At 45.0% G+C, this 24,420-nt stretch carries 20 protein-coding genes; 11 read left to right on the top strand and 9 right to left on the bottom strand.

Going from position 1 to position 24,420, the window contains the following annotated elements; translation table 11 throughout:
• Positions 1 to 83 precede the first annotated feature (83 nt).
• From relA to dgt, 3 genes are all read right to left on the bottom strand, one after another.
• On the bottom strand, positions 84 to 2,315 hold the full coding sequence (gene relA, locus PR799_RS04905) for a GTP diphosphokinase (RefSeq protein WP_108478336.1): 2,232 nt from the start codon (positions 2,313 to 2,315) through the stop codon (positions 84 to 86).
• A gap of 16 nt (positions 2,316 to 2,331) precedes the next feature.
• Positions 2,332 to 3,663, bottom strand: coding sequence for a 23S rRNA (uracil(1939)-C(5))-methyltransferase RlmD (gene rlmD / locus PR799_RS04900; protein ID WP_272521386.1), 1,332 nt, complete (start codon positions 3,661 to 3,663; stop codon positions 2,332 to 2,334).
• Positions 3,664 to 3,869: 206 nt separating this feature from the next.
• On the bottom strand, positions 3,870 to 5,402 hold the full coding sequence (dgt, locus tag PR799_RS04895; RefSeq protein ID WP_154627567.1) for a dGTPase: 1,533 nt from the start codon (positions 5,400 to 5,402) through the stop codon (positions 3,870 to 3,872).
• Positions 5,403 to 5,533: 131 nt separating this feature from the next.
• Between dgt and mtnN the strand changes: the two genes are divergently transcribed.
• Together mtnN and btuF are read left to right on the top strand one after the other, a co-directional pair.
• On the top strand, positions 5,534 to 6,226 hold the full coding sequence (mtnN, locus tag PR799_RS04890) for a 5'-methylthioadenosine/S-adenosylhomocysteine nucleosidase (RefSeq protein WP_154627568.1): 693 nt from the start codon (positions 5,534 to 5,536) through the stop codon (positions 6,224 to 6,226).
• 95 nt (positions 6,227 to 6,321) lie between these two features.
• A complete protein-coding gene (gene btuF, locus PR799_RS04885) occupies positions 6,322 to 7,131 on the top strand; it encodes a vitamin B12 ABC transporter substrate-binding protein BtuF (protein WP_442959905.1) in 810 nt (269 codons plus the stop codon).
• Between the two features lie 177 nt (positions 7,132 to 7,308).
• Here btuF and erpA read toward each other — a convergent pair whose 3' ends face one another.
• Positions 7,309 to 7,653 carry an iron-sulfur cluster insertion protein ErpA gene (gene erpA / locus PR799_RS04880; RefSeq protein ID WP_132496746.1) on the bottom strand — a complete coding sequence of 115 codons (345 nt, stop codon included), beginning with the start codon at positions 7,651 to 7,653 and terminating at the stop codon, positions 7,309 to 7,311.
• 237 nt (positions 7,654 to 7,890) lie between these two features.
• Between erpA and hemL the strand changes: the two genes are divergently transcribed.
• The gene (gene hemL / locus PR799_RS04875; protein ID WP_154602416.1) at positions 7,891 to 9,180 is read left to right on the top strand and encodes a glutamate-1-semialdehyde 2,1-aminomutase; all 1,290 of its coding nucleotides are present in this window, start codon (positions 7,891 to 7,893) and stop codon (positions 9,178 to 9,180) included.
• 216 nt (positions 9,181 to 9,396) lie between these two features.
• Here the strand turns inward: hemL and mrcB are convergent, their stop codons facing one another.
• Both mrcB and hrpB read right to left on the bottom strand, forming a co-directional pair.
• Positions 9,397 to 11,934: a bifunctional glycosyl transferase/transpeptidase gene (gene mrcB / locus PR799_RS04870; RefSeq protein ID WP_154627569.1), complete on the bottom strand. Its 2,538-nt coding sequence runs from the start codon at positions 11,932 to 11,934 to the stop codon at positions 9,397 to 9,399.
• Between the two features lie 231 nt (positions 11,935 to 12,165).
• Positions 12,166 to 14,625 (bottom strand): ATP-dependent helicase HrpB, encoded by a 2,460-nt coding sequence (gene hrpB / locus PR799_RS04865; RefSeq protein WP_272521384.1) that lies wholly within the window; start codon positions 14,623 to 14,625, stop codon positions 12,166 to 12,168.
• 161 nt (positions 14,626 to 14,786) lie between these two features.
• Between hrpB and sfsA the strand changes: the two genes are divergently transcribed.
• The 7 genes from sfsA to panD all read left to right on the top strand — a co-directional run bounded on the left by sfsA (position 14,787) and on the right by panD (position 21,006).
• Entirely contained in the window at positions 14,787 to 15,503 is a 717-nt protein-coding gene (gene sfsA / locus PR799_RS04860) for a DNA/RNA nuclease SfsA (protein WP_154627570.1), read from the top strand.
• A 190-nt stretch (positions 15,504 to 15,693) separates the two neighbouring features.
• The gene (gene dksA / locus PR799_RS04855; RefSeq protein WP_006659320.1) at positions 15,694 to 16,149 is read left to right on the top strand and encodes an RNA polymerase-binding protein DksA; all 456 of its coding nucleotides are present in this window, start codon (positions 15,694 to 15,696) and stop codon (positions 16,147 to 16,149) included.
• A gap of 378 nt (positions 16,150 to 16,527) precedes the next feature.
• Positions 16,528 to 18,054: a polynucleotide adenylyltransferase PcnB gene (pcnB, locus tag PR799_RS04850; protein ID WP_272521383.1), complete on the top strand. Its 1,527-nt coding sequence runs from the start codon at positions 16,528 to 16,530 to the stop codon at positions 18,052 to 18,054.
• Positions 18,055 to 18,124: 70 nt separating this feature from the next.
• Positions 18,125 to 18,607: a 2-amino-4-hydroxy-6-hydroxymethyldihydropteridine diphosphokinase gene (folK, locus tag PR799_RS04845; protein WP_154627572.1), complete on the top strand. Its 483-nt coding sequence runs from the start codon at positions 18,125 to 18,127 to the stop codon at positions 18,605 to 18,607.
• Positions 18,608 to 18,673: 66 nt separating this feature from the next.
• The gene (gene panB, locus PR799_RS04840; protein ID WP_154627573.1) at positions 18,674 to 19,465 is read left to right on the top strand and encodes a 3-methyl-2-oxobutanoate hydroxymethyltransferase; all 792 of its coding nucleotides are present in this window, start codon (positions 18,674 to 18,676) and stop codon (positions 19,463 to 19,465) included.
• Positions 19,466 to 19,499: 34 nt separating this feature from the next.
• Positions 19,500 to 20,363, top strand: coding sequence for a pantoate--beta-alanine ligase (gene panC, locus PR799_RS04835; RefSeq protein WP_154627574.1), 864 nt, complete (start codon positions 19,500 to 19,502; stop codon positions 20,361 to 20,363).
• Between the two features lie 262 nt (positions 20,364 to 20,625).
• Positions 20,626 to 21,006 carry an aspartate 1-decarboxylase gene (panD, locus tag PR799_RS04830; RefSeq protein ID WP_006659325.1) on the top strand — a complete coding sequence of 127 codons (381 nt, stop codon included), beginning with the start codon at positions 20,626 to 20,628 and terminating at the stop codon, positions 21,004 to 21,006.
• 129 nt (positions 21,007 to 21,135) lie between these two features.
• Here the strand turns inward: panD and PR799_RS04825 are convergent, their stop codons facing one another.
• Together PR799_RS04825 and PR799_RS04820 are read right to left on the bottom strand one after the other, a co-directional pair.
• Positions 21,136 to 21,906, bottom strand: coding sequence for an ABC transporter permease (locus tag PR799_RS04825; protein WP_108478347.1), 771 nt, complete (start codon positions 21,904 to 21,906; stop codon positions 21,136 to 21,138).
• Positions 21,903 to 22,844, bottom strand: coding sequence for an ABC transporter ATP-binding protein (locus tag PR799_RS04820; protein ID WP_154602409.1), 942 nt, complete (start codon positions 22,842 to 22,844; stop codon positions 21,903 to 21,905). Before PR799_RS04820 ends, PR799_RS04825 begins: the two co-directional genes overlap by 4 nt.
• A gap of 254 nt (positions 22,845 to 23,098) precedes the next feature.
• On the opposite strand from PR799_RS04820, the gene can reads away from it, so the two are divergent.
• Entirely contained in the window at positions 23,099 to 23,752 is a 654-nt protein-coding gene (can, locus tag PR799_RS04815; protein WP_036955599.1) for a carbonate dehydratase, read from the top strand.
• A 74-nt stretch (positions 23,753 to 23,826) separates the two neighbouring features.
• On the opposite strand, the gene hpt is transcribed toward can, so the two are convergent.
• Positions 23,827 to 24,363, bottom strand: coding sequence for a hypoxanthine phosphoribosyltransferase (gene hpt, locus PR799_RS04810; RefSeq protein ID WP_108478397.1), 537 nt, complete (start codon positions 24,361 to 24,363; stop codon positions 23,827 to 23,829).
• Positions 24,364 to 24,420: the final 57 nt, after the last annotated feature.

The raw sequence follows: 24,420 nt of genomic DNA, 5'->3' as shown, positions 1-24,420 counted from the left end.
CTAATCCCTAGGAGCATACATAAGTATGTGACTAGGGTTAGTGAATGCAGCCAACACCCCTACAGCTCGAAATATGAAGAAAATCAGGAGGAATGGCGTTTCGCCTCGATAACATCCGGCAACTGATTCAGTTTCGAAAGCACCCTTCCCAGCACTTCGATATTATACAGCTCGATGGTCATATCGATGGTAGCGAGCTGCTGCTTCACATCGCTGCGGCTGCTTACCCCTAACACGTTGACTTTTTCGTTCGCCAAGATAGTCGTGATATCACGCAGTAATCCACTGCGGTCATTAGCTATCACTCTGACCACCAGCGAGTAACCGCTCGAGTAGTTTTCACCCCAAACGGCATCAATCACACGCTCTGGCGCGTGGCTTTGCAGCTCGGCAAGCTGTTCACAATCCGCACTGTGAATCGAAATTCCGCGACCTTTGGTAATAAAGCCGACGATTTCATCTCCCGGAATTGGCTGGCAGCAACGCGCAATATGGTGCATCAGGTTTCCAACCCCTTCGACCACCACGCGACCACTGCCGTGGGATGGCGCTCTTGGGACACCGGATTTATTCTCCAGTGATTTCATCGCCGCGCGATCTTCTTCCTCTGCCGTCGCTTTATTAAATTTGGCTTGTAGGAAGTTAACCAATTGGTTGATACGAATATCACCGCCGCCAATTCCAGCAAGGACTTCATCCAGTGAGTGTACGTTATAACGGGCAATCAACTGTTTCTCTGCGTCTCGTAAACTGATATCCAGATGGGATAATTCGCTGTCGAGAATTTGGCGTCCCGCCAGAATGTTTTTATCGCGGTCTTGTTTACGGAACCAGTTTTGAATTTTCGCCCGTCCGCGGCTGGTCGTCACGTAACCGAGGTTAGGATTAAGCCAGTCACGGCTCGGGTTGGGGTGTTTTTGGGTGATAATTTCAATCTGGTCACCCATCTGTAATTGGTAGCTAAATGGCACGATGCGCCCACCAATTTTCGCCCCAATACAGCGGTGTCCAACATCACTGTGAATATGATAAGCAAAATCGAGTGGTGTAGAACCTGTTGGTAAATCCACCACATCGCCTTTTGGCGTAAACACATACACACGGTCATCAAACACTTGGCTACGCACTTCATCCAGCATTTCGCCAGAATCTGCCATCTCTTCTTGCCATGAAATCAGTTTACGCAGCCATGCAATACGGTTTTCGTAGCTGCTGCCTTTACCAACACCACTTGCGCCTTCTTTGTATTTCCAGTGCGCGGCAACCCCCAACTCTGCATCTTCATGCATTTGGCGGGTACGGATTTGAATTTCTAAAGTTTTACCATTCGGCCCTAAAACCACCGTATGAATCGACTGATAGCCATTGGGTTTTGGGTTCGCCACATAGTCGTCGAACTCATCGGGTAAATGACGGAAATGGGTATGCACAATCCCCAGTGCCGCATAACAATCTTGCAGGCGCTCAACCACAATGCGCACCGCACGCACATCGTATAATTCACCAAATGCCAAAGATTTCTTCTGCATTTTGCGCCAAATACTGTAAATGTGTTTTGGTCGACCATACACTTCGGCTTGAATTTGCTCTTTGAGCATATATTTGCGCAGTGTGCTGACGAAATTGTCGATGTATTCTTCACGGTCAATACGGCGCTCATGCAGCAATTTCGCAATTTTTTTGTATTCATCGGGGTGCAGATAACGGAAACAAAAATCTTCTAATTCCCATTTTAATTGCCCGATCCCTAAGCGGTTTGCTAACGGCGCATAAATGTTGGAACACTCTTTTGCCGCTAAGACGCGTTCATCTTCGCTGGCATCTTTGACTTCCCGTAAATGGGCGATACGCTCGGCGAGTTTAATGACCACGCAGCGGAAGTCTTCCACCATTGACAGCAGCATACGGCGGATATTATCCACCTGTACGGAACTGGTTTCGTTAGATTGCGTGGCTTTAAGTTCGCGGATGGCGTCCATCTCAATCACACCTTTTACCAGCGCATGAATAGATTGACCGAAATCATCAATAACGGATTGTTCGTCGAGTTTTCCCTCTTCAACTAAAGGGAACAGTAACGCAGCTTGTAAGCTACCGATATCCATGCTGAGCGTGGATAAAATTTCGGTCATTTCAATGCCGCGCCACAGTAGCAGAGGCGCAATATCCTGCCCCGATAATTTATCGTGACAATACTGCCAGGTATGGATGAGTTTTTCTTCTGATTGTTTGTTATTCAAACCCAAATCATTAACCCACTTTTCGGGGGCAAATTCACCTGCTGGGGTTAAATGCGCACTTCTTACTGCAACCATATATTCTCCCTACCTGTTACACCTTTGGGCTACGAACAAATAGCGCCATAGATTCCAGATGACTAGTTTGCGGAAACATATCCAACATCCGCAATTGAGATAACTGATACCCGCCTTCAAGCAGAACTTTACTGTCTCTTGCTAACGTTGTTGGATTACAAGAAACATAGACAATTTTTTCTGGCATCAGTTTAATTAAATGTTCCATTACACCAGCGGCACCTGCTCGAGCAGGATCTAACAGCACTTTATTAAAACCTTCTTGCGCCCACGGCTGAGTGTGGATCTGTTCTTCCAAGTTCTCATTATAGAACGCCGCATTCTCAATTGAGTTGCGCTGGGCGTTATATCTCGCTTGAGTGACTAAATTTTCAACACCTTCAACACCAACCGCCATTTTTGCTAAACGGGCAATTGGCAGCGTAAAGTTACCCATCCCACAGAAAAGATCCAATACCCTATCTTCTGGGCTTAGATCTAACCATGCTAAGGCTTGCGCCACCATGTGCTGATTAATTTCGCCATTCACTTGAATAAAATTGGCAGGGCTAAATTGCAAGGTTTCACCCGCCACCTGATATTCAGGTAACGCGGAGTCAATCTCAAGCGGCAATAATTGCCCTTCATTCCCCGCTAACCAAATACTAAGCTCATGAGATTTGGCAAATTCTAGCAAACATTTTCTATCAGATACGTCAACAGGGGCTAAATGGCGTAACAGGATAAGATTACCGTTATCCCCGTGAATTAGCTCTACATGCCCTAATTTACTAGCAATCGATAACTGATTTAAACAACTGGACAGTGGCGCTAGCAGCGCATCGAGTTCAGCGTGTAATACAGAACAACTTTTAATGTCCACCAGCGTATTGGTTTGCGTTTGGCGAAACCCCATCATTAAGTGATTGGATTTATTTTGATATTGCAGCCCCAAACGCGCGCGGCGGCGATAACCGTATTCTTCACCGCCAATCACCGAAATAGGAGGCAATACAGACCCAGTTTCGCGTCCCATTAAATGCTGTAAAGCCTGCGCTTTGCTTTCACGTTGAAGCCCAATCTCCACATGCTGCTGTTGACATCCGCCACATTGATTAAAATAACGGCAGCGGGGTTTCACACGTTGAGAGCTGGTGCTAAGACGTTTAATGACTTTGGCTTTCGCGAAATGGCGCTTATCTTCAGTCAATTCGACTTGCGCCTCTTCCCCTGGTAATAAACCAGTGATAAATATGGCTTTGCCATCATGGCGAGCTACGCCTTGCCCTGCGGCATCTAGACTGTCGACATGAACCGTGATTTGACGGCGTTGGGTGGTGCGGCGATTTGGCGAGTAAAATTGGGCCATAAGTAGTCACTAAACGGGGTTAAATAATTTCTATTTCAAGCCACAGGTTGGTAAACCCATATTTACTTTATAACGGCTTACTTTATCACTGCGGCTGCCTGATAATTGGGTAGACAAATTAGCGGGCTATCATAGCATTTTTTTTACCAAAATTAGTGACCACTTAGTTTTTTTGTCACGCTATATACTGACTTTTTTTATCAGCATTAATTTGTCACCATAAATTTTCGATACTCTTCATAAGCATAATGGTCAGTCATTCCGCTAATGTAGTCTTGAATCAGTCTGGCTCGATAATAAAACTCTAGCATCGATTTATCCGCATCGCTGGTGACTGAAATTTTCTCCAAGGCTTCGTTATACGAGAGTCGATGTTTATTCGATAACTTATGAAATAGGCGAGTTTCGATAAAAAAGTGTTTATGGTAATTTTGCGCCACTAATGCTGCAAAATCCTCTTTATCCATCATCAACAGTGGGCTGTAAACATCTAATAATCCGCTGATAATTCGGTAGCCTTGTAGCTCTAGTTCTTCCACTTCATGGTGATTAAACACATGCTTAAACGCCACTGTTTTTAAAGCTTTTAATAGGCGATGCTCTTGGCTTTTATCTTCAAGTAACGCGCTGTTAAAGCTACCGTGATAAATTTCAGGTAGGTTTTGAATAAAGCGTTGAGCACTGTAATGTGCAAGCTTTCCCGTAATATTGACGCGTAAATACATGAAAAACTGATCTTGCTGAATGCGCCTCGTGTGGTTATCGCTGATATTATTGAATGCCCGCAAAATAGTTTGGTCGAAGAGATCCCCTGATTTTACCTCACCCCACTCTGCTTTTAGGTACTCAATTAGTTGCTCAACGGTATAAATGCCCTTTTCTGCTGCATCGTCTAAATCCGCAATACAGTAAGAAATATCATCCGCCGCTTCCATAATATAGGAGAGCGGAAAACGGCAATATTTAGTCATTTCCAACTTTTTAGTTAACTCGCTGACAAAATCCGCTTCAGACCAGTAATAACCCGGTTTTTTCATTAAATAATCAAACTCTGGCGGGATCGGCTCAAGGTCATAAGCGCCGCGAGTGTATTTCAAAATAGAACCAATTTGGGCGTAGGTTAAATTCAATTTGAGCAGGCGATGCGCCATGCGTAGCCCTTGAGCGTTCCCTTCAAACGAGCATAAATCACGCTTAAGCTGACGACGAAATAGATCCTGCTTTTCATTACCAGTCAATTGTAACGCTTTAATTTTACATGGGTCTTCAGACTCAGGCGTGAACAAATAGTCTGGCGCTAATAATTTACTAAACCAGCGTTGAATAGCTGCTTCACCGAAATGCCCAAACGGCGGGTTGCCAATGTCATGCATCAAACACGCCATTTCTACGAGGCTCTCAAAGGCATCGCAACGGTCGGTTAACCCATATTCATCAAGCAATTTTTTCTTTTTCAATTCACCCAACACCGTTTTGCTGATGTAGCGCCCGACTTGTTGAACTTCAAGAGAATGGGTTAAACGGCTGCGTACGGCGGAGTTTTGTTCAAGGGGAAAAACTTGGGTTTTCTGTTGTAAACGACGAATGGCTGCCGAATTAATAATCCGCCCACGGTCACTTTCAAATAGACGGTTTACGGCATCTTCATCATCGGGTGAGACTCTTTGATTTTTCCCGCTACTCATATAGTTACGTTGGAAACTCAGCTTTTTAACAAAATTAATCTCTTTTCCCGCCATGCTAGCCTCTGCGCCTTACCGTTTTATTCCTAAATCCCCAAAGAAAAGGCAGAGGAAAACCCACCTTTCGATGTTACACTTTAGCCATCTACGACATAAGTGTCTAATTAATCAACAGTGAGTATGACATAATGAAAATCGGTATCATAGGTGCGATGGAGCAAGAAGTTGCGACCCTGCGCGAAAAAATTGAAGGTTGCCAAACATTGAGCCTTGCTGGCTGTGAAATTTACACTGGAAAAATGAACGGCGTTGATGTTGCCTTATTAAAATCAGGCATCGGTAAAGTCGCTGCGGCAATCGGTACTACTTTACTGTTAGAACACTGTAAACCAGATGTAGTGATCAACACAGGGTCAGCGGGTGGTTTAGATCCTCGTTTAAATGTTGGGGATATTGTTGTCTCTACAGAAGTACGTTATCACGATGCGGATGTCACCGCATTTGGCTATGAACCCGGTCAAATGGCACAGTGCCCACCTGCATTTATTGCCGATGCAAAACTCATTGAAACGACCGAAGCATGTGTCAAAGCCTTAGATATGAATGCGGTGCGTGGTTTGATTTGCAGTGGTGATGCATTCATCAATGGTGCAGAGCCTTTAGCGCGCATCAAAGCCACCTTCCCGAACGTTGCTGCCGTTGAAATGGAAGCCGCTGCTATCGGTCATGTTTGCTACCAGTTTAAAGTACCTTTTGTGGTGGTTCGCGCAATTTCAGATGTAGCAGACAAAGAGTCTCACACTAGCTTTGACGAGTTCTTACCTGTCGCTGCACGTCAATCATCCCTGATGGTTGCTGCGATTGTCACAGCATTAGCGTAATTTATTTATCACTTTCTAAGGCATAACTGACCTTCATTTATGCCTTTTCTAATACCTCTTTGTGAAGTAATGCTATGAATCTAACGACCAAACTCATGCACTCACTGATTGGTTTTCTATTTTTATTAACCCTAATCAATAGTGCATTCGCCGCCCCCAAATCCCGAGTCATTAGTTTATCGCCAGCGAATACTGAACTGGCTTATGCCGTGGGATTGGGAGATAGCTTAGTTGCCGTGAGCGCCTATTCCGATTATCCCGACTCTGCCAAAAAGCTTGAGCAAGTTGCGGATTGGCAAGGATTAAATGTGGAGCGAATTATTGCCTTAAAGCCGGATTTGATTTTAGCGTGGCGAGGCGGTAACCCACAGAGACCATTAGATCAACTGGCGTCGTTGGGGATTCCAATTGTCTATTTTGATCCGCAAAGCATTGATGGCGTTATCGGCTCATTGGAGGAACTTGCACAATACAGCCCTCGTCCTGAAGTGGCAGAGAAAAATATCAGCCAAATGCGCAGCGCGCTAAAGATACAAAAAGATAAATTAGATACTAATAAGAAACCTAAGCAATTATTTATCCAACTCGGCACTCAGCCATTATTTAGTGCTGGTAATCATACCCTTCAAAATGATGTGGTTAAGACTTGCGGTGCTCAGAATGTTTTTGAAAACAGCGCTGTCCAATGGCCTCAAGTCAGCCGTGAGCAAGTTCTTACCCGCAAGCCCGATGCCATCATCATGACTGGCTCACCAGAGCAAGAAAATGCCGTAAGAGCGTTCTGGGGCACTCAACTCAATGTCCCTATCATTCGCTTAAATGAGGATTGGTTCCACCGCGCCGGCCCTCGCATCATCAATGCCACCGAGCAGCTATGCAACCAGCTAAACGCATTGCCAAACTAAGACAAGAAGTTAAGAAGTTAAGAAGTTAAGAATTGAATATCACGAAAGAATCTTTCTAAATAGTTTGTGCTGTGGCTAGGCGGCAAGTGAGGATATCTCGGGGAGCATACATAAGTATGTGACCCGAGTAGCTGAACGAAGCCAACACCGCCACAGCGCAAAATATAACGAAAGATTTTAGATGCTGAAGGACGAACCACACCCACATGTAGACTTAGCATTTGGGTTGGTCACAATAAAGCGCGACCCTTCCAGCCCTTCCGTATAATCCACACTTCCACCCACTAAATATTGCAGGCTCATTGGGTCTACAACTAGTGCAACGCCTTGTTTTTCAATGGTCATATCCCCTTCGTTGATTTGGTCATCAAAGGTAAAACCATATTGGAAGCCGCTGCAACCACCGCCCGTAATATAGACGCGCAGACGCAGATTTGGGTTATTTTCATCGGCAACTAAGTCTTTTACTTTGGTTGCAGCTGCATCGGTAAATTGCAGAGGCAGAGCTACATCATCACTCATTTATTACTCCAGACCGGTGACCGGTAAATTCATAGGTAAGGCAAAGCCTACTTAGATCAATTTCTCAATTATCCGTCACCTGACTCATTGGTTCAAGTGTTGTTACACAATTGAGCACAGAGTTACTATTCATCTTTATGATTGATCCATCATTGTGATTGATAGCATTGGTTTAATCGCCCTTGTGCTTTAGAATAGCGGCAACTTTTTATTTAGTCTCTTTTCAGGAGCCCTGTAATGCACCATTCCGAAGAATTATATAATGAAGCCCAACAGCTGATCCCTGGCGGTGTTAACTCCCCTGTTCGCGCCTTTAATGGTGTGGGTGGTACTCCGTTATTTATCGAACGCGCTGATGGCGCTTACATTTATGATGTCGATGGCAAAGCTTACATTGACTATGTGGGTTCTTGGGGTCCAATGGTATTGGGTCACAACCATCCGGCTATCCGCGATGCGGTGATTAAAGCTGTCAATAAAGGCTTAAGCTTTGGTGCGCCAACGGCTGCTGAAGTGGAAATGGCAAAACTGGTGTGTGAGTTAGTGCCATCTATCGATATGATCCGTATGGTTAACTCCGGAACTGAAGCCACCATGAGCGCGATCCGCCTTGCTCGTGGTTATACAGGTCGCGATAAAATTATTAAGTTCGAAGGTTGCTACCACGGTCACGCTGACTGCCTATTAGTAAAAGCCGGTTCCGGTGCACTGACCATGGGTGAGCCTAACTCTCCGGGCGTACCTGAAGATTTCGTTAAGCATACATTAACTTGCACATACAACGATTTAGCCTCTGTACGCCAAGCTTTCGAAAACTACCCTGAAGAAGTGGCATGTGTGATTGTTGAACCTGTCGCGGGCAACATGAACTGCGTTCCACCAACCGCAGAATTCCTGCCGGGTCTGCGTGCATTATGTGATGAATTCAATGCACTACTGATCATCGATGAAGTCATGACAGGCTTCCGTGTTGCACTCGGCGGCGCTCAAGATCATTACAACGTACAACCGGATTTAACCTGTTTAGGTAAAATCATCGGTGGCGGTATGCCAGTGGGCGCTTTTGGCGGTCGCTATGAAGTGATGGAAAAATTAGCGCCAATCGGCCCGGTTTACCAAGCAGGCACACTTTCTGGTAACCCTGTTGCTATGGCGGCGGGTTTAGCTTGCTTAAATGAAGTCTCTCAACCGGGGGTTCATGCACGCTTAACAGAACTCACGGATAAGCTGGCGCGTGGCTTAGCCCGTGTTTCTAAAGAGCAAGGCGTGCCTATGGTCATTAACCATGTGGGTGGGATGTTTGGCCTGTTCTTCACTGACGCTGAGTCTGTGACTTGCTACCAAGACGTGATGAAATGCGACGTGACTCGCTTTAAGAAATTCTTCCACTACATGTTAGAAGAAGGCGTTTATTTAGCACCATCCGCATTCGAAGCGGGCTTTATGTCTGTCGCCCACAGCGATGAAGATATCCAGCGCACCATCGATGCTGCGGAAATTGCACTGGCAAAAATCAAAGCCGAATAATCCCCGCAATAATCCGCTCAAAAAAATAGGCGCCATCTACAAAAGACGGCGCCTATTTTTTATCTATTTTTCTGAATATATTTTTGATCTGTTTTCTTCTTCAATCAAACTCAATATTCTCCTAAATCCCGTGCGCTGTAGCTAGGCGGCAAACTAGGATATCTCGGGGAGCATACAAAAGTATGTGACCCGAGTATCCGAGTGAAGCCAACAACGCTACGGCGTGCGGGATGACGGAGAATCGCCAAACATATCCTTAACCCAGTCAGGAGCAGCTCCATCTTCTTGTGGCGCCTCACCATTCCCATTCAAATTCCACACCGGATCTTGCGATGCTGATCCTTGGCATAGGCTTTGCGGATCTTCTGTCCAGACTGGCAACATTCTGCCGCCACCTAAATCAGAGCAGCTAAATTGGCCATCCATCATGACGCGCATGTCGGTTATCCCTTCTGGCGCTCGGTTGATAAGTGTCAGTGGCGTTTGGTTATCTAAATAGCGCTGATAAACACGCAATGCCCCTGTCGAGCCTGTTAACTGTGTTGGTCCGTTGTTATCACGACCGACCCAGACTATAGCCACTTCCTTACCGTCGATACCCGCGTACCAGCTATCACGCAGGTCGTTGGTGGTACCCGTTTTACCCGCCAGATTGTATTTACCATATTTATTCAGTAATACACGTCCAGTACCTTGCTGTACCACTTGCTGCATACCGAACAGGGTCAAATAAGCGGCTTGAGATGGTACGGCACGCTCTGCGGATGGATAACTTTGATACAGCTCTTTGCCATCACCATCAATCACTGAACGTAATGCAGATAATTTTGCACGATTACCTTCGCCACCAATGGTTTGGTACACTTGCGCCACTTCAGCTGGCGTTAAGTTCACCGCACCTAACAACATCGCAGGGACTTTTTCCATCGCACTTTCTGGCGCACCTAAACGGATAAAGGTGTTCATCACTTGGTCAAGACCAATTTCCATTCCTAAGTTTACGGTTGGAATATTTTGTGATTTCGCAAGCGCATCCACCAGCATCATACGACCGTTAAAATTACGGCTATAGTTTCGTGGGCTCCAGCTTTGATTACCGACTTTGATGGTCAGTGGTTCATCGGATAGCCACGTATTTAAACGGAAGCGGTCTGGCTCACTTAATGCCGTTAAATAAACTGGTGGTTTTGCTAAAGAACCAATGCTACGACGAGCATTCAACGCTCGGTTAAAGCCTGAGAATTGTGGATCAGAGCCACCGACCATTGCACGCACTTCGCCATTAATACGGTCAACCACCACCATGGCACCTTCGATATCATCCAATTTACGTGCTTTACGTAAATCAGCCACACCGAACTCGACCGCGTTTTCCGCCGCCGTTTGCGCCACAGGATCTAAGGTAGTAAAGATTTTCGCACCAGAGAGATCTTTAACTTTATCCCCAAGCTTCTCACTCAGCTCTTGTCGTACCATCTGCATAAATGCGGGTTGAGATGCGACTAACCCTTCTTTGTTTTTCACACCGAGTGGTCGAGCGCTCAGAACTTGGTACATCTCATTGTCGATAACACCGCGGGTTTCGAGGATTTTAAGCACAATGTTACGGCGTTTAATCGCATTTTGTGGCTTAGTCCACGGGTTAAAGGTCGATGCACCTTGCACCATTCCCACCAGCAATGCTTGTTGGTCAAAACTTAACTCATTGATTGGTCGGCCAAAGTAATACAAACTCGCCAGCGGGAAGCCACGAATTTCGTCATTACCATTTTGCCCTAAATAGACCTCATTCAAATACAGCTCAAGAATGCGTTCTTTGCTGTAGTTGTAGTCTAAAATCAATGCCATAAAGGCTTCGTTAGCTTTACGTTTCAGGGTTCTTTCGTTGGTTAAAAATAGGTTTTTCACCAACTGCTGCGTTAAGGTACTTCCCCCCTGCACGGAGCGACCCGCGGTGACGTTCGCCACCACCGCACGACCGATAGAATATAAGCTAACACCATCATGCTCATAAAAGTTTCTATCTTCCGTTTCGAGGAGGATTTTCACCAAGGATTCAGGAAAATCCGCCATTGGCAGCACTAAACGCTGTTCATTATTCGCAGATTGCATCATGGTGATCAGTTTCGGATCTAAACGGAAGAAACCGAACGAGCGCCCATTTTCAATATTTTCAATCTTGCTCAACATGCCATTCTCAAACACCAGACGCGCGAGGACTTGCCCCTCTTTTTGGTCTGGGAAATTAAATGGACGACGCAAAATTTCAATGGTATTGCCTTTCACCACAAACTCACCGGATGTGGTGATTTTGCTGACTTTACGGTACTGCATCCCTTCAAGCAGGTTGGTCATTTCAGCTTGGCTGTAATCCATACCCGGCTCAAGGTTTACCATGCGTCCGTATACTGCCGCAGGCAAGTCCCACACCTTACCATCAAGGCGCTCTTTAATTTGTTGGTTTAGATAAAAACCGTAAGCCGCCAGTATCACGGCGAGTACCAGCATTAATTTAACTAGCAGCCAAAACCAGCGCCATTTACTCTTGCGAGGTTTGTTCTTTTTTGAGCCTTTTTTGGTCATTTGCTCTTCTTCATCGTCTTCATCATCAAGATATTCATCATCAATATCTTCGTCATCATACAGATCTTCATCATAATCATCGCGGCGTCTACGGCGGCGTGAAGAGGATGACGATTTCTCAGCAGCGCGTCTTTTACGTCTGCCAATGGGTTCAAAATCTTTACCGGACATGGTCGCTCCATATCTCCTATACCTAAATAGGCATTAAAATCTAACTATGTATGCGCAAACATAACGACATGTGCGTAAGCACAATTACAGATGCGTAGATGTAACATAAGGCTAATTTTGGCTCATAATTCAAAGAATTTCACGGAAGAAAGCTCCTAATTACACTTCCTTACGCTGTCTATTGGGCGCCATTGCCTAATTTACAGCCCGTTATTAGAGCACAAAATTAGGTTATTTCGCACTCATCATCGCTTTTTTTGTTTGTCGCGTTGGTTCGGCATTCGCAGGGTCATCTGGCCAAGGATGTTTTGGATAACGCCCTTTCATCTCTTTTTGTACCTCTTTATAGCTCCCTTGCCAAAATGCACCGAGATCTTGAGTTATCTGAATAGGGCGCCTTGCCGGTGAAAGCAATGATAATGTTAATGTCACTTTGCCATTTGCCACGGTTGGATTGGCTTTTTCACCAAACACTTCTTGCAGGCGAATTTCAACCACCGGAGGCTTGTCTAGCGCGTAGTGAATACTTACCTCGCTCCCAGAAGGGGCGACATAGCTCATAGGGAAAGTGCTGTCGAGCCATTGGCGTTGCTGCCAATCCAATCGATTCAATAATAAATTCATTAAATCAATTTCTTGCAGCTTTTTCTTGCTTGTCACGCCGTTAAGATAAGGGGCTAACCATTCATCAAGCGTCTCGAGTAAAGTCTCATCATCCATTGCAGGCAATGGCGAGTCAGGAAAATAACGCGCCGCTAATTCACAACGAATGCGCAACTGTAGGGTATTTTCTTGCCAATTTAACTGTTGCAAACCATTTTGCTGAAGCCAGTAAACCAGCGCTTTTTTAATCTCTTCCGGTTCTGGATTAGTCAGCCGTTGAGATTTCACGACTAACTGCCCACATTGTAAGCGCCGCCATGCCAGCAAGCTCCCCCGCAGCTCATCCCATTCGACCGTCTCTTGAGTGCTAAAAAGATGCGGGCAGTCCTGTTGAAGCTTTTCAATTTCAATAGGATATGCCAAGGAAATACGCGCATCTGCCGAGGTTTCTGACTGCCATAATGCCGCTACCATCAGCCATGTATTGCCCATTAGTGGGTCATTATCATTCAGTGTTGCCCCTAACCCGCAGGCTAATTGATAACGAGTTTGATGGTCTCGGGATTTCGCTATGTAGTCTGGAAACCCTGCGGCAAGTAATGTTGGTAACCACTCACTAATCAGCCCTGCGGTTTTTCCTAAAGAATGGGTAACCTTGTCACCACTTAAGATAGATGCCCGTTTGCACCAGTTATCCGTCGGACGTTCTAAATGGGTATGTAGGTCAATCACTTCGCCGCGGGGAGGCTCTTCAATAATTGCTGTTAATAATGCAGCAAGTTGAATAACGGATTTATTTTGAATTTGCTGCGCGTGATACAGCATCGCCGCCGTACGCACCGACGTCCCCGTTCCCGCCATTTTACTGCCCATCGACGTGAGTTTCCCTTGGGCATCGGTGACACCCAATTTGAATAACAGGGTTTTCGCTGCCGATAATGCCGCCTCAGGGGGAACATCTAACCATTGGAGTTGAGAAATATCGTGACAGCCCCATTGAAGGAGCGCTAACCATAATCCGCTTAAGTCACTATTGTTAATTTCCGCGTCACTAAATTGCGCTGCACGTTCAGCTTGTTCTGCACTCATGAGGTGCCAGCATACACCCGCTTCTAAGCGCCCAGCCCGTCCCGCCCGTTGAGTCATTGAGGCTTGGCTAATGCGTTTTTTAATGAGCTTTGTAAGCCCACTTCGCGGGTTAAATTGTCCCACTCGCTCAAAACCGCTATCCACCACTAAACGGATCCCCTCGATGGTGAGGCTGGTTTCCGCAATGTTGGTCGCCAGCACGACCTTACGTTTTCCTTCAGGGGCAGGCAGAATCGCGTGTTGCTGGGCTTGAATTGATAGCGCGCCATACATTGGGCACAGCATCACATCGTCAGTCACTAACCCTTCTAACTCGCTTTTCGTCCGCTCAATTTCGCCTACACCCGGTAAAAAGAGTAACAAAGAGCCAGCTTGTTGCTGCATCAGCTGCCAAACCGCGCTCGCGACTTCTTGATGAAACGGTTTATTCGGATTGATGGGCTTATATTCCCGTTGAACAGGGAATGCCCGCCCTTGTGAACTGATCACTGGCGCATCAGGAAATAACTGGCTAAGCCCTTGATCATCCAGCGTAGCGGACATTAGTAGAATTTTTAAGTCGTCCCGCAGTGCTTGCTGAGAATCCAACAACAGCGCTAACCCTAAATCGGCCTGCAAATTACGCTCATGAAATTCATCCAGAATGACCAATCCGACACCTTCAAGCATCGGGTCATTCTGTAATTGGCGAGTCAGCACACCTTCCGTCACCACTTCTAAACGCGTTTTAGCACTCACTTTGCTTTCTGAGCGCATACGTAAACCAATAGTTTCCCCTACCGATTCCCCTAACTGCTGCGCTAAGCGAGTGGCGACTGAACGCGCTGCAATACGCCGCGGCTCTAACATAATAATTCGCCCTTCTATCTGCTCACTTTTGAGGATTTCTAGCGGCAATACCGTGGATTTCCCAGCCCCTGTCGGCGCATGCAACAGAACTTGAGAGGATTTCGCTAGAGCAGCGAGTAAGTCATCACTTACTTCTAAGATAGGGAACACTAAGGGGTAACTCCATGAGGTTTAACTTTCTATGAGAAGCATTGTAGCATTAACAAATTGTCGCATTAACGAATATGACGCATTAATACTGTCTATTATCCAAGTCCATCTATAGCATGGTGCTATGTTATGTCACGAACAACGCGGTAAACGGAGAATACATGGAATTTATCCCCCCTTTAAAATCAGCCATCTTAATTAAACGCTATAAACGTTTTTTAGCGGATGTCGTCACCCCCGAGGGTGAGGAAATGACGATACACTGCGCAAACACTGGGGCGATGACAGGCTGTGCAACTCCTGGAGATACCGTGTGGTACTCCACCTCGGATAATCCAAAACGAAAATATCCGTACAGCTGGGAGTTAACACAAACCAAAAACAACCATCTAATTTGTATTAATACGCTGCGAGCAAATCAATTAGTGGCAGAAGCGTTGGCAAAAAAGCATATTCCAGAATTATCTGACTACAGTATAGTGACCCCTGAAGTGAAGTATGGCAGTGAAAACAGTCGAATTGATTTTTTACTCACTCAAGAGGGCTTAGCTGATTGTTTTATTGAAGTAAAATCAGTGACTTTGCTGGAAAACAACCATGGCTATTTCCCTGATACTCAGACAATCCGAGGTCAAAAACACCTTAGAGAGCTGACTTTGATTGCGAAAGAAGGAAAACGCGCCATACTTATGTTTGTCATTTTACATAGCGGTATCCACGTAGTATCCGCTGCTGCACATATTGACTCTCAATATGCAGCGTTGTTAGAACAAGCTATAGCCAATGGCGTCGAAGTTCTGTGTTATCAAGTGGATATATCTAAACAAAAAATGCAAATAGGGACATCAATTCGCTTCACCCCGACTAAGTCATTTTAGATTAGTCGATATTTAAACAAGGTCATCGAGTTAGGAGTGCTAGTGAAGGGAAGAAACACGCTTGTCCTCACAGCGTTACAAAACTCATCACATGAACGATTGCCAAGACGGCTGTCTTCTGATATTTATAGCGACCTTAAATTTTCCCCCTTGGGGTTTTTGTAAAATTTGCGTGTGTAGGAGAAGCATTATGCAAGAAGGGCAAAAACGTAAGACATCGTCCTTAAGCATTCTCGCCATTGCCGGGGTTGAGCCCTATCATGAGAAGGCTGGCGAAGAGTACATGAACGAAGCCCAATTGGCGCATTTTAAGCTCATTCTCGAAGCATGGCGCAATCAACTCAGAGATGAAGTGGACCGGACTGTTACTCATATGCAAGATGAGGCAGCTAACTTTCCAGACCCCGTTGATAGAGCCGCTCAGGAAGAGGAATTCAGCCTCGAGTTACGTAACCGCGACCGCGAACGTAAATTGATCAAGAAGATCGAAAAGACGCTGAAGAAAGTTGAAGATGAAGATTTTGGCTACTGCGAATCTTGTGGTGTGGAAATTGGCATCCGTCGTTTGGAAGCGCGTCCAACAGCAGATTTGTGCATCGACTGTAAAACATTAGCAGAGATCCGCGAAAAGCAGATGGCTGGCTAATTGTTGTTTTGGGAGTCCTCAACGGCGCATTAACCCTGCGCCGTTATAAGGATTCGCACCCTCAAAAATGTTTAAACTCCCCTTTTCCTCATCTTTATTTCTCTCATTTTCTCTACATTTGTTATCGTTTGCGTCTCGCGCAAAAAGCTACAATTTGTATAATATTCACTGAGTTAATTGATATAAAAAATAATTAGCCATGACTTTTATTCGTTTAACCATTCTCAAAGAAACTTCAGTGAGCTATGATTAGCCGCTTATTTTGTTTAATGAATCTATGTAATGACATCGAGGTGTACTATTTTTAACCGAGTAGCAAATTTCTGCCGCAACATTTTATCTCGCAATGAACCAGCATCGTCCGCAGAACAGGACTCGATGCCAAAGCGTGGTGCGCGAGACACACAGGCAGCCGGTGAAAGGCCAGTCACTCCTTCTGCATCAGAGAAAAAATCTGAGAGGAAAACTCGGCATGAGCAGAATACTAGACATGACCAGAATACGAGACAAACAAAGAAAGCGGTTCGTCCCTCTAAACGTTCCGATGCTCAAACACAGAAGCGAACATCCGTGACGAAACAAGAATCGATTACCGTTATTCCACGCGCTCAACACATAATCTCGCGTGATGACATTAGTGAAAATGCACTGAAAGTATTGTACCGCCTTAATAAAAATGGCTATGAAGCCTATTTAGTTGGCGGTGGTGTACGTGATTTATTATTAGGCCAAAAGCCAAAAGATTTCGATATCACCACCAATGCAACCCCAGAACAAATTCGCAAGCTATTTCGTAATTGCCGACTGGTTGGTCGCCGATTCCGCCTTGCGCACATTATGTTTGGCCCAGAAATTATTGAAGTCGCCACCTTCCGAGGTCACCACGACCAAGAAGTCGATGATAAAAACCTGTCATCTCAAGCGCAAAATGGCATGCTGCTTCGCGACAATATTTTCGGTTCCATTGAAGAAGATGCTATCCGCCGCGACTTTACTGTCAATAGCCTATATTACAACATTGATGATTTCTCCGTACGCGATTACGTCAATGGATTACAAGACTTAAAAGATGGCGTTATTCGTCTGATTGGCGACCCAGAAACTCGCTACCGTGAAGATCCAGTTCGTATGATCCGCGCCGTGCGTTTCGCCTGTAAGCTAAATATGCGTATCGAGCCAAATACTGCAGAGCCCATTCATCGCTTAGCGCCATTGCTGCGTGAAATCCCTTCTGCGCGACTGTTTGAAGAGTCATTAAAATTACTTCAAGCAGGTTATGGTTACGCTACCTATAAAATGCTGAATCAGTATCATCTGTTTGAACAACTGTTCCCAGTGATTGCGAGCCGCTTCACTGAGAATGGTGACTCACCAATGGAAAAAGTCATTGAACAGGTGTTAAAAAACACTGACTTCAGACTAAAAAATGATAAGCGCGTCAACCCTGCATTTTTATTTGCAACCATGTTATGGTATCCCGTCACTGAGCACGCGGAGAAACTATCACAAGAAGGCGGTCTCGCTTACTATGATGCCTTTGCGCTAGCAATGAACGATGTATTGGATGAACAGTGCCGCTCTATTGCAATACCAAAACGCATCACCACCACAATGCGTGATATCTGGATGTTGCAATTACGCTTACCACGTCGCCAAGGGCGTCGTGCTAATAAATTGATGGAGCACCCGAAATTCCGTGCTGCCTTTGATTTATTAGAGCTTAGAGCCAATGTAGAACACCGTAATGAGCTACAAGAACTCGCTTTATGGTGGAATGACTTCCAACAAGCCAATGCCCAGAAACAACGTGAAATGATCTCGGAACTCGGTAGTGCGCCAACTCGCCGCCGCCAGCGCCCTCATCGTTCATCACAATCCGGTAATAGAAAACCGAATAAATCATAACGGTTCAATCGCAGCGACTTAAGCGGTCGTTGCGATCACCATAGAGAGATTAAGATAGAGAGATAAAGAGATGGAGCAAGTGTACATTGCCATTGGCAGCAACTTAGGCGAGCCACTGAAGCAAGCACAACAAGCAATTGCCGCATTAGATGCGATTCCAAGCACTCGCGTTGTGAGCACTTCCTCTATTTATCGAACTAAACCCCTCGGTCCACAGGATCAACCTGATTATCTCAATCTGGCAGTTTTGCTGGAAACTGAACTCGAACCTGAAGAATTACTCAATTACACCCAGAAAATTGAATTAGATTTAGGGCGCGTTCGCAAAGATGAGCGCTGGGGGCCGAGAACATTAGATCTCGATATCATGTTGTTTGGCAATCGAGAGATCCACACCGAGCGCTTAACTGTTCCACATTATGGGCTAAAAGAGCGTGAGTTTATGCTTTATCCGCTCAGTGATATTACCCCTTCCCTGATTTTTCCCGATGGTGAAAAACTGTCAGAAAGACTTACACACGTCCCTCAAAATGGCCTAATGCTTTGGGAATAAATTCCTAATGTGTTTAACCTCGTTCAGGTATGGTCATAAGAGAAATCATTTCCGGAGGTTATTTTAATGAAACCCATTACTCTCGCTGATTTGTGTCAATATAAAAAAGAGAAACACAAATTCGCGACCATTACAGCCTACGATGCCAGTTTTGCTCAACTGTTTGCTGAGCAAGGTATCCAAGTGATGCTGGTTGGTGACTCTTTAGGTATGACTATCCAAGGCGAAACCAGCACCCTACCAGTAACCATCGAGCAGATCGCCTATCACACTCGCTGCGTACGTAAAGGCGCCCCTAACGCATTCATCATCGCCGACATGCCTTTTATGAGTTATGCCACACCGGAGCAAGCCTGTGCCAATGCCGCTATTTTGATGCAAGCTGGCGCGAATATGGTGAAAATCGAAGGTGGCAGCTGGCTATGTGAAACCGTCAAAATGCTGTGTGAACGCTCCGTACCAGTCTGCGGCCACTTAGGCTTAACCCCACAAGCGGTGAATGTCCTTGGGGGCTATAAAGTCCAAGGTCGTGATGAAGTTAGCGCCAATCAGCTTATCAAAGATGCAATTGCCCTCGAGAATGCAGGTATTCAGCTGCTGGTTCTTGAGTGTGTACCGACATCCCTTGCGAACCAAGTGTCTGAAGAATTACTGTTGCCAGTCATTGGAATTGGTGCGGGTAATGGCACTGACGGGCAAATTCTGGTGATGCACGATGCGTTAGGGATCACCGCGAAACCACCGAAGTTTGCCAAAAACTTTCTGGCTGAAGCGGGCAATATTCACGATGCAATTAGCCTCTATATTCAAGAAGTTGAGCAAGAAATTTACCCGAGTGACGCTCACTCATTTTCGTAATTCTGTATGAAATATAACGATAAGGATGGGAAGTATGCGGATCGTTGAAACATCGCCAATCTTGCGCCGTGAAATTCGTCGCTGGAAACAAGAAGGCAAACGTATTGCGTTTGTCCCAACGATGGGCAATTTACATGATGGACACCTGACACTGATTGACCAGGCTAAACAGCAAGCCGACATTGTCATTGCCAGTATTTTTGTCAATCCAATGCAGTTTGACCGTCAATCCGATTTAGCCAATTACCCTCGTACCTTGCAGGAAGATTGCGAAAAACTGAAACGTAAAAGTGTTGATTTAGTTTTCGCACCGTCTGCCGCCGAGTTTTACCCTGAAGGTATGGACAACCAAAGTTACGTTGAAGTACCTGAAATTTCTACCATGTTAGAAGGCGCTAGCCGTCCAGGGCATTTCCGTGGCGTTGCGACAGTGCTGACCAAGCTATTTAATCTCGTGCAGCCTGATATTGCATTATTTGGTGAAAAAGATTATCAGCAGCTTCAGTTAGTGCGTAAATTGGTCACTGACCTTTCTTTCGATATTCAGGTTGTCGGTGTCCCTATCGTTCGCGCTAAGAATGGCTTAGCCCTGAGTTCACGCAATAATAATTTGTCTGCCGATGAGCTAAAAATCGCCCCACAGCTGTTTGCGATTATGCAAAAAGCAGGTGAGAAGCTCACGGACTCTCCCGCGGCAGCAACCCGTTTAATTGGTGAAATGGAAGAGTCTTTGCGCCAAGCAGGATTTACCCCTGACGAGCTCTTTATTCGCGATGCCGATAACCTCGGTGAACTGACGGTTTCCAGCCGCCGCGCCGTGATTTTAATGGCTGCATGGCTAGGTCAAACCCGTTTAATCGACAATCTGCAAGTCGAGTTACCGCTCGATATCGCTTAACTAATTTAAACATCATTGATGTCACAGCTAGGTAGTAAGAGAACGTACCAACAACGCTGTGGCATACAATGAGTAAGAATAAATATGATTACGCAGCTAACAACGCTGAGCTTGAATGAGAAAAAATAACCTGAGATTTATTCAAACTCATTCATGTCACAGCTAGGCGGCAAGTAAACGCGACCCTAGGAGCATACATAAGTATGTGACTAGGGCAAGAGCGCGCAGCCAACAACGCTGTGGCTTGAATGAGGAAGAAGAAATGCAAAGAAAAATGCTACTAGGTAAGCTCCACCGCGCCACTGTCACCCAAGCAGACCTCCACTATGAAGGCTCTTGCGCTATCGATCAGGATTTCTTAGATGCCGTTGGCATTTTAGAATACGAAGCTATCGATATTTATAATGTGGATAATGGCGAACGTTTTTCAACCTATGCGATTGCAGGGGAACGCGGTTCTAAAATTATCTCTGTGAATGGTGCTGCTGCACGCCGTGCGGCAGTTGGCGATAAGCTGATTATTTGTACTTACGGCATGTTGCCTGATGAAGAAGCCCGCCAGCATCAACCTAAAGTGGCTTACTTTGATGCGAACAACACCATGAGTCGCATTGCTAAAGCAGTACCGGTACAAGTGGCTTAATTTAATATAGAAATGCCCCTATTAGGGGCATTTAAAGTGACACATAAAGAGGGATAAACGCGTGATTTTCCCTCTTTATATATTAGGCGAAAAGTCCCATTTCACCCTCAACGCAACCTATTTGCTAGGTTAACTTCTTAATCCGCGACCTTGTTCAATTAAATACCATGTCAAAGCATAGAAGATAATTAAAAACACCATTAATACGCTCAAAGTCACGACGATAGACACATCCGCAATGCCTAAAAAGCCATATCTAAAACCGCTTATCATATACACAATCGGGTTGAGCTTAGAAACCGCTTGCCAGAATGGCGGCAGTAAAGATAGTGAATAGAACACCCCACCTAGATAGGTCAGTGGCGTTAAAACGAAGGTTGGAACAATGCTGATATCATCGAAGGTTTTGGCAAAAATCGCATTTAACAGACCTGCAAGGGAGAACACAATCGCCGTTAATAACAGCGTGATCACCACCATTGACCATGAATGAACCTGCAATGGGATAAAGAACAGAGATACAATAGTCACCAAGAATCCGACTAAAATCCCACGTGCAACCCCACCGCCAACAAAACCGGCAATAATCACGTGAGTCGGTACGGGAGCAACTAATAGTTCTTCAATATTTTTCTGGAATTTAGACCCAAAGAATGACGAGCAGACGTTAGAGTATGAGTTAGTGATCACTGCCATCATGATAAGGCCAGGGACGATAAACTGCATGTAATCTACGCCGCCCATATCACCAATTCGGGAACCAATTAAGTTACCGAAAATCACAAAATAGAGCGACATCGTGATTACTGGTGGCAGCAATGTTTGTACCCAGATACGACCAAAGCGAGTGACCTCTTTGATCCAAATCGTTTTTAGGGCAACCCAATATAGCGAGATCATTGCGCACCTTCCTGCTCTGAAACTTGATTATCTTTTTTCACTAAGCTGACAAACAGCTCTTCAAGGCGGTTAGCCTTATTGCGCATACTCAAAATTTGAATTCCTTGGTCACTTAACTGACTGAAGACCCCATTGAGCCCTTGCTCACGTTTCACATCCACTTCGAGAGTTGACGTATCCACTAAGCGGGATTCATACCCCGTTAAGCTTGGAATTGGGCTCTTTGGCATCAAATCGAAAATAAAGGTTTCTGACTCTAGCTGGCTTAAAAGCTGCTTCATGCTGGTATTTTCCACCAGCTCACCATGCTGAATAATCCCGATATTACGGCACAGCATTTCCGCTTCTTCCAGATAGTGAGTGGTCAAAATAATGGTAGTACCCTGTGCATTCAGCTTTTTCAGGAACGTCCACATAGAACGACGCAACTCAATATCAACACCGGCTGTCGGTTCATCGAGGATCAACAGTTTTGGTTGATGCATCAAAGCGCGAGCTATCATCAGGCGGCGTTTCATCCCACCAGATAAATTACGTGCACGCTCATTACGTTTTTCCCACAAATCTAACTGAGTAAGATATTGCTCAGCACGCTGGTTTGCCACATGACGAGGAACACCATAATAACCTGCTTGGTTTAAAACGATCTGTAAGACTGTTTCAAACGGGTTAAAGTTGAACTCTTGAGGCACTAATCCAAGTTGCTGTTTAGCCAAGACAACTTGCTTATCTAAGTCATAGCCAAACACTTTTACTGAGCCACTGGTTTTGTTGACCAGTGAGCTAATAATACCAATCGTTGTTGATTTTCCTGCACCATTCGGTCCAAGTAAGGCATAGAAATCACCATCTTCCACGCTTAAATCAATGCCACGCAACGCTTTCACGCCACCTGCATAGGTTTTGGTCAGCTGCGATAGTTCGAGTGCGTAAGTCATATATTAAAAATACCTTTATTCTTGGGGCTGTTTGGAGGCAATATAGATTAATGATGCCACTTTTTCCTGTCGGATGTTATGCAGAAAAGTGATAATAATTTAACAATATATTATTCAACATCCCCCTTAATGAGGGTTGTCATGTATAAATGAGTGGTTCATCATAGATGTGAAATTAGTATAACTAATTATTATTTAATCAATAAATGCTGTATAAGATTTTATCGCAAAGTCACACAACTAGGCTATAAGTCATGATGAGAAAAATTGAAGAGCTGTTTGCTAATAACGAAGCATGGTCAGCGTCTGTAAAAGAAAAAGATCCTGAATTCTTTAAAGAATTATCAAAAGCTCAAAAACCAAGATTTCTATGGATCGGCTGCTCAGACAGTCGAGTGCCTGCCGAAAAGCTGATCAACGCAGCCCCTGGGGATCTCTTCGTTCACCGTAATGTGGCGAACTTAGTTATCCATACGGACTTAAACTGTTTATCAGTTATTCAGTATGCGGTTGATGTTCTGGAAGTCGAGCACATTATTATCTGTGGTCACTATGGATGTGGTGGTATTGAAGCAGCGGTGGATAACACCGAATTGGGCCTGATCAATAACTGGTTATTACACATTCGAGATATCTGGTATCGCCATAGCTCTATGTTAGGTGAACTAAAACCGTGCGAACGCTTAGATCGTCTTTGCGAATTAAACGTGGTTGAGCAAGTGTATAACTTAGGTCACTCCACTATTATGCAATCCGCATGGAAACGTGGTCAGAAAATCATGATCCACGGCTGGGTTTACGGTATCAATAATGGTCGCTTACACGACTTACACATTACCTCAGATAGCCGTGAGAAGTTAGAGTTAGGTTATCGTGAGGCTATCTCTAAGCTCACACAGAAAAAATAATTTTTTCGAAAATAAGATAGCAAAAGAGCAGCCTAGGCTGCTCTTTTTATTGCTAAGAATACAGTTTAAAAAACTTACTCTTCCAGCAGAGTGACATGCCCAATGTACGGCAGGTGGCGATACTGCTGCGCGTAGTCGATACCATAACCGACAACGAATTTATCTTCGATTGAATAACCAATCCACTCAACTGGTACATCCACTTCACGGCGAGAAGGCTTATCCAACAGAGTACAAATTGCGACAGATGCAGGCTCACGCAGGCCAAAAATCTCACGGACTTTATTTAAGGTGTTGCCTGAGTCAATGATATCTTCCACGATCAGCACATGCTTACCGCGAATATCTTCATCTAAGTCTTTCACGATTTTCACATCACGGCTTGATGTCATTGCATTGCCGTAGCTTGATACGGTCATGAAATCAACTTCATGAGGTACGGTGATTTTACGGCACAGATCCGCCATAAAAATGAAGGAGCCTTTTAACAGACCAACCAGCACTAAATCACCTTGTTTGTCTTGGTAATGAGCACTAATGCTGTCTGCTAATTCACTGATTCTTTGAGCAATCTCTTCTTCAGAGATCATTACATCCAGAGTATGTTTCATCATCTATTACGCATATATGGGAAAGGAAAGCGCGTAATTTTAACATAAGCCACACAA

Origin of the sequence: Providencia sp. PROV202, from assembly GCF_028479565.1 — a bacterium.
Classification (GTDB): Bacteria; Pseudomonadota; Gammaproteobacteria; order Enterobacterales; family Enterobacteriaceae; genus Providencia; species Providencia zhijiangensis.
This window is presented reverse-complemented; position numbering and strand designations above follow the sequence as displayed.

What these genes read in the sequence shown, in the direction of transcription:
- hpt (WP_108478397.1), bottom strand. Translation starts at nt 24,363, where the DNA reads ATGAAACATACTCTGGATGTAATGATCTCTGAAGAAGAGATTGCTCAA.
- PR799_RS04825 (WP_108478347.1), bottom strand. Translation starts at nt 21,906, where the DNA reads ATGATCTCGCTATATTGGGTTGCCCTAAAAACGATTTGGATCAAAGAG.
- dgt (WP_154627567.1), bottom strand. Translation starts at nt 5,402, where the DNA reads ATGGCGGGAAAAGAGATTAATTTTGTTAAAAAGCTGAGTTTCCAACGT.
- dksA (WP_006659320.1), top strand. Translation starts at nt 15,694, where the DNA reads ATGCAAGAAGGGCAAAAACGTAAGACATCGTCCTTAAGCATTCTCGCC.
- mtnN (WP_154627568.1), top strand. Translation starts at nt 5,534, where the DNA reads ATGAAAATCGGTATCATAGGTGCGATGGAGCAAGAAGTTGCGACCCTG.
- relA (WP_108478336.1), bottom strand. Translation starts at nt 2,315, where the DNA reads ATGGTTGCAGTAAGAAGTGCGCATTTAACCCCAGCAGGTGAATTTGCC.
- hemL (WP_154602416.1), top strand. Translation starts at nt 7,891, where the DNA reads ATGCACCATTCCGAAGAATTATATAATGAAGCCCAACAGCTGATCCCT.
- folK (WP_154627572.1), top strand. Translation starts at nt 18,125, where the DNA reads ATGGAGCAAGTGTACATTGCCATTGGCAGCAACTTAGGCGAGCCACTG.
- panC (WP_154627574.1), top strand. Translation starts at nt 19,500, where the DNA reads ATGCGGATCGTTGAAACATCGCCAATCTTGCGCCGTGAAATTCGTCGC.
- rlmD (WP_272521386.1), bottom strand. Translation starts at nt 3,663, where the DNA reads ATGGCCCAATTTTACTCGCCAAATCGCCGCACCACCCAACGCCGTCAA.
- mrcB (WP_154627569.1), bottom strand. Translation starts at nt 11,934, where the DNA reads ATGTCCGGTAAAGATTTTGAACCCATTGGCAGACGTAAAAGACGCGCT.
- can (WP_036955599.1), top strand. Translation starts at nt 23,099, where the DNA reads ATGATGAGAAAAATTGAAGAGCTGTTTGCTAATAACGAAGCATGGTCA.
- sfsA (WP_154627570.1), top strand. Translation starts at nt 14,787, where the DNA reads ATGGAATTTATCCCCCCTTTAAAATCAGCCATCTTAATTAAACGCTAT.
- panB (WP_154627573.1), top strand. Translation starts at nt 18,674, where the DNA reads ATGAAACCCATTACTCTCGCTGATTTGTGTCAATATAAAAAAGAGAAA.
- pcnB (WP_272521383.1), top strand. Translation starts at nt 16,528, where the DNA reads ATGCCAAAGCGTGGTGCGCGAGACACACAGGCAGCCGGTGAAAGGCCA.
- btuF (WP_442959905.1), top strand. Translation starts at nt 6,322, where the DNA reads ATGCACTCACTGATTGGTTTTCTATTTTTATTAACCCTAATCAATAGT.
- erpA (WP_132496746.1), bottom strand. Translation starts at nt 7,653, where the DNA reads ATGAGTGATGATGTAGCTCTGCCTCTGCAATTTACCGATGCAGCTGCA.
- PR799_RS04820 (WP_154602409.1), bottom strand. Translation starts at nt 22,844, where the DNA reads ATGACTTACGCACTCGAACTATCGCAGCTGACCAAAACCTATGCAGGT.
- panD (WP_006659325.1), top strand. Translation starts at nt 20,626, where the DNA reads ATGCAAAGAAAAATGCTACTAGGTAAGCTCCACCGCGCCACTGTCACC.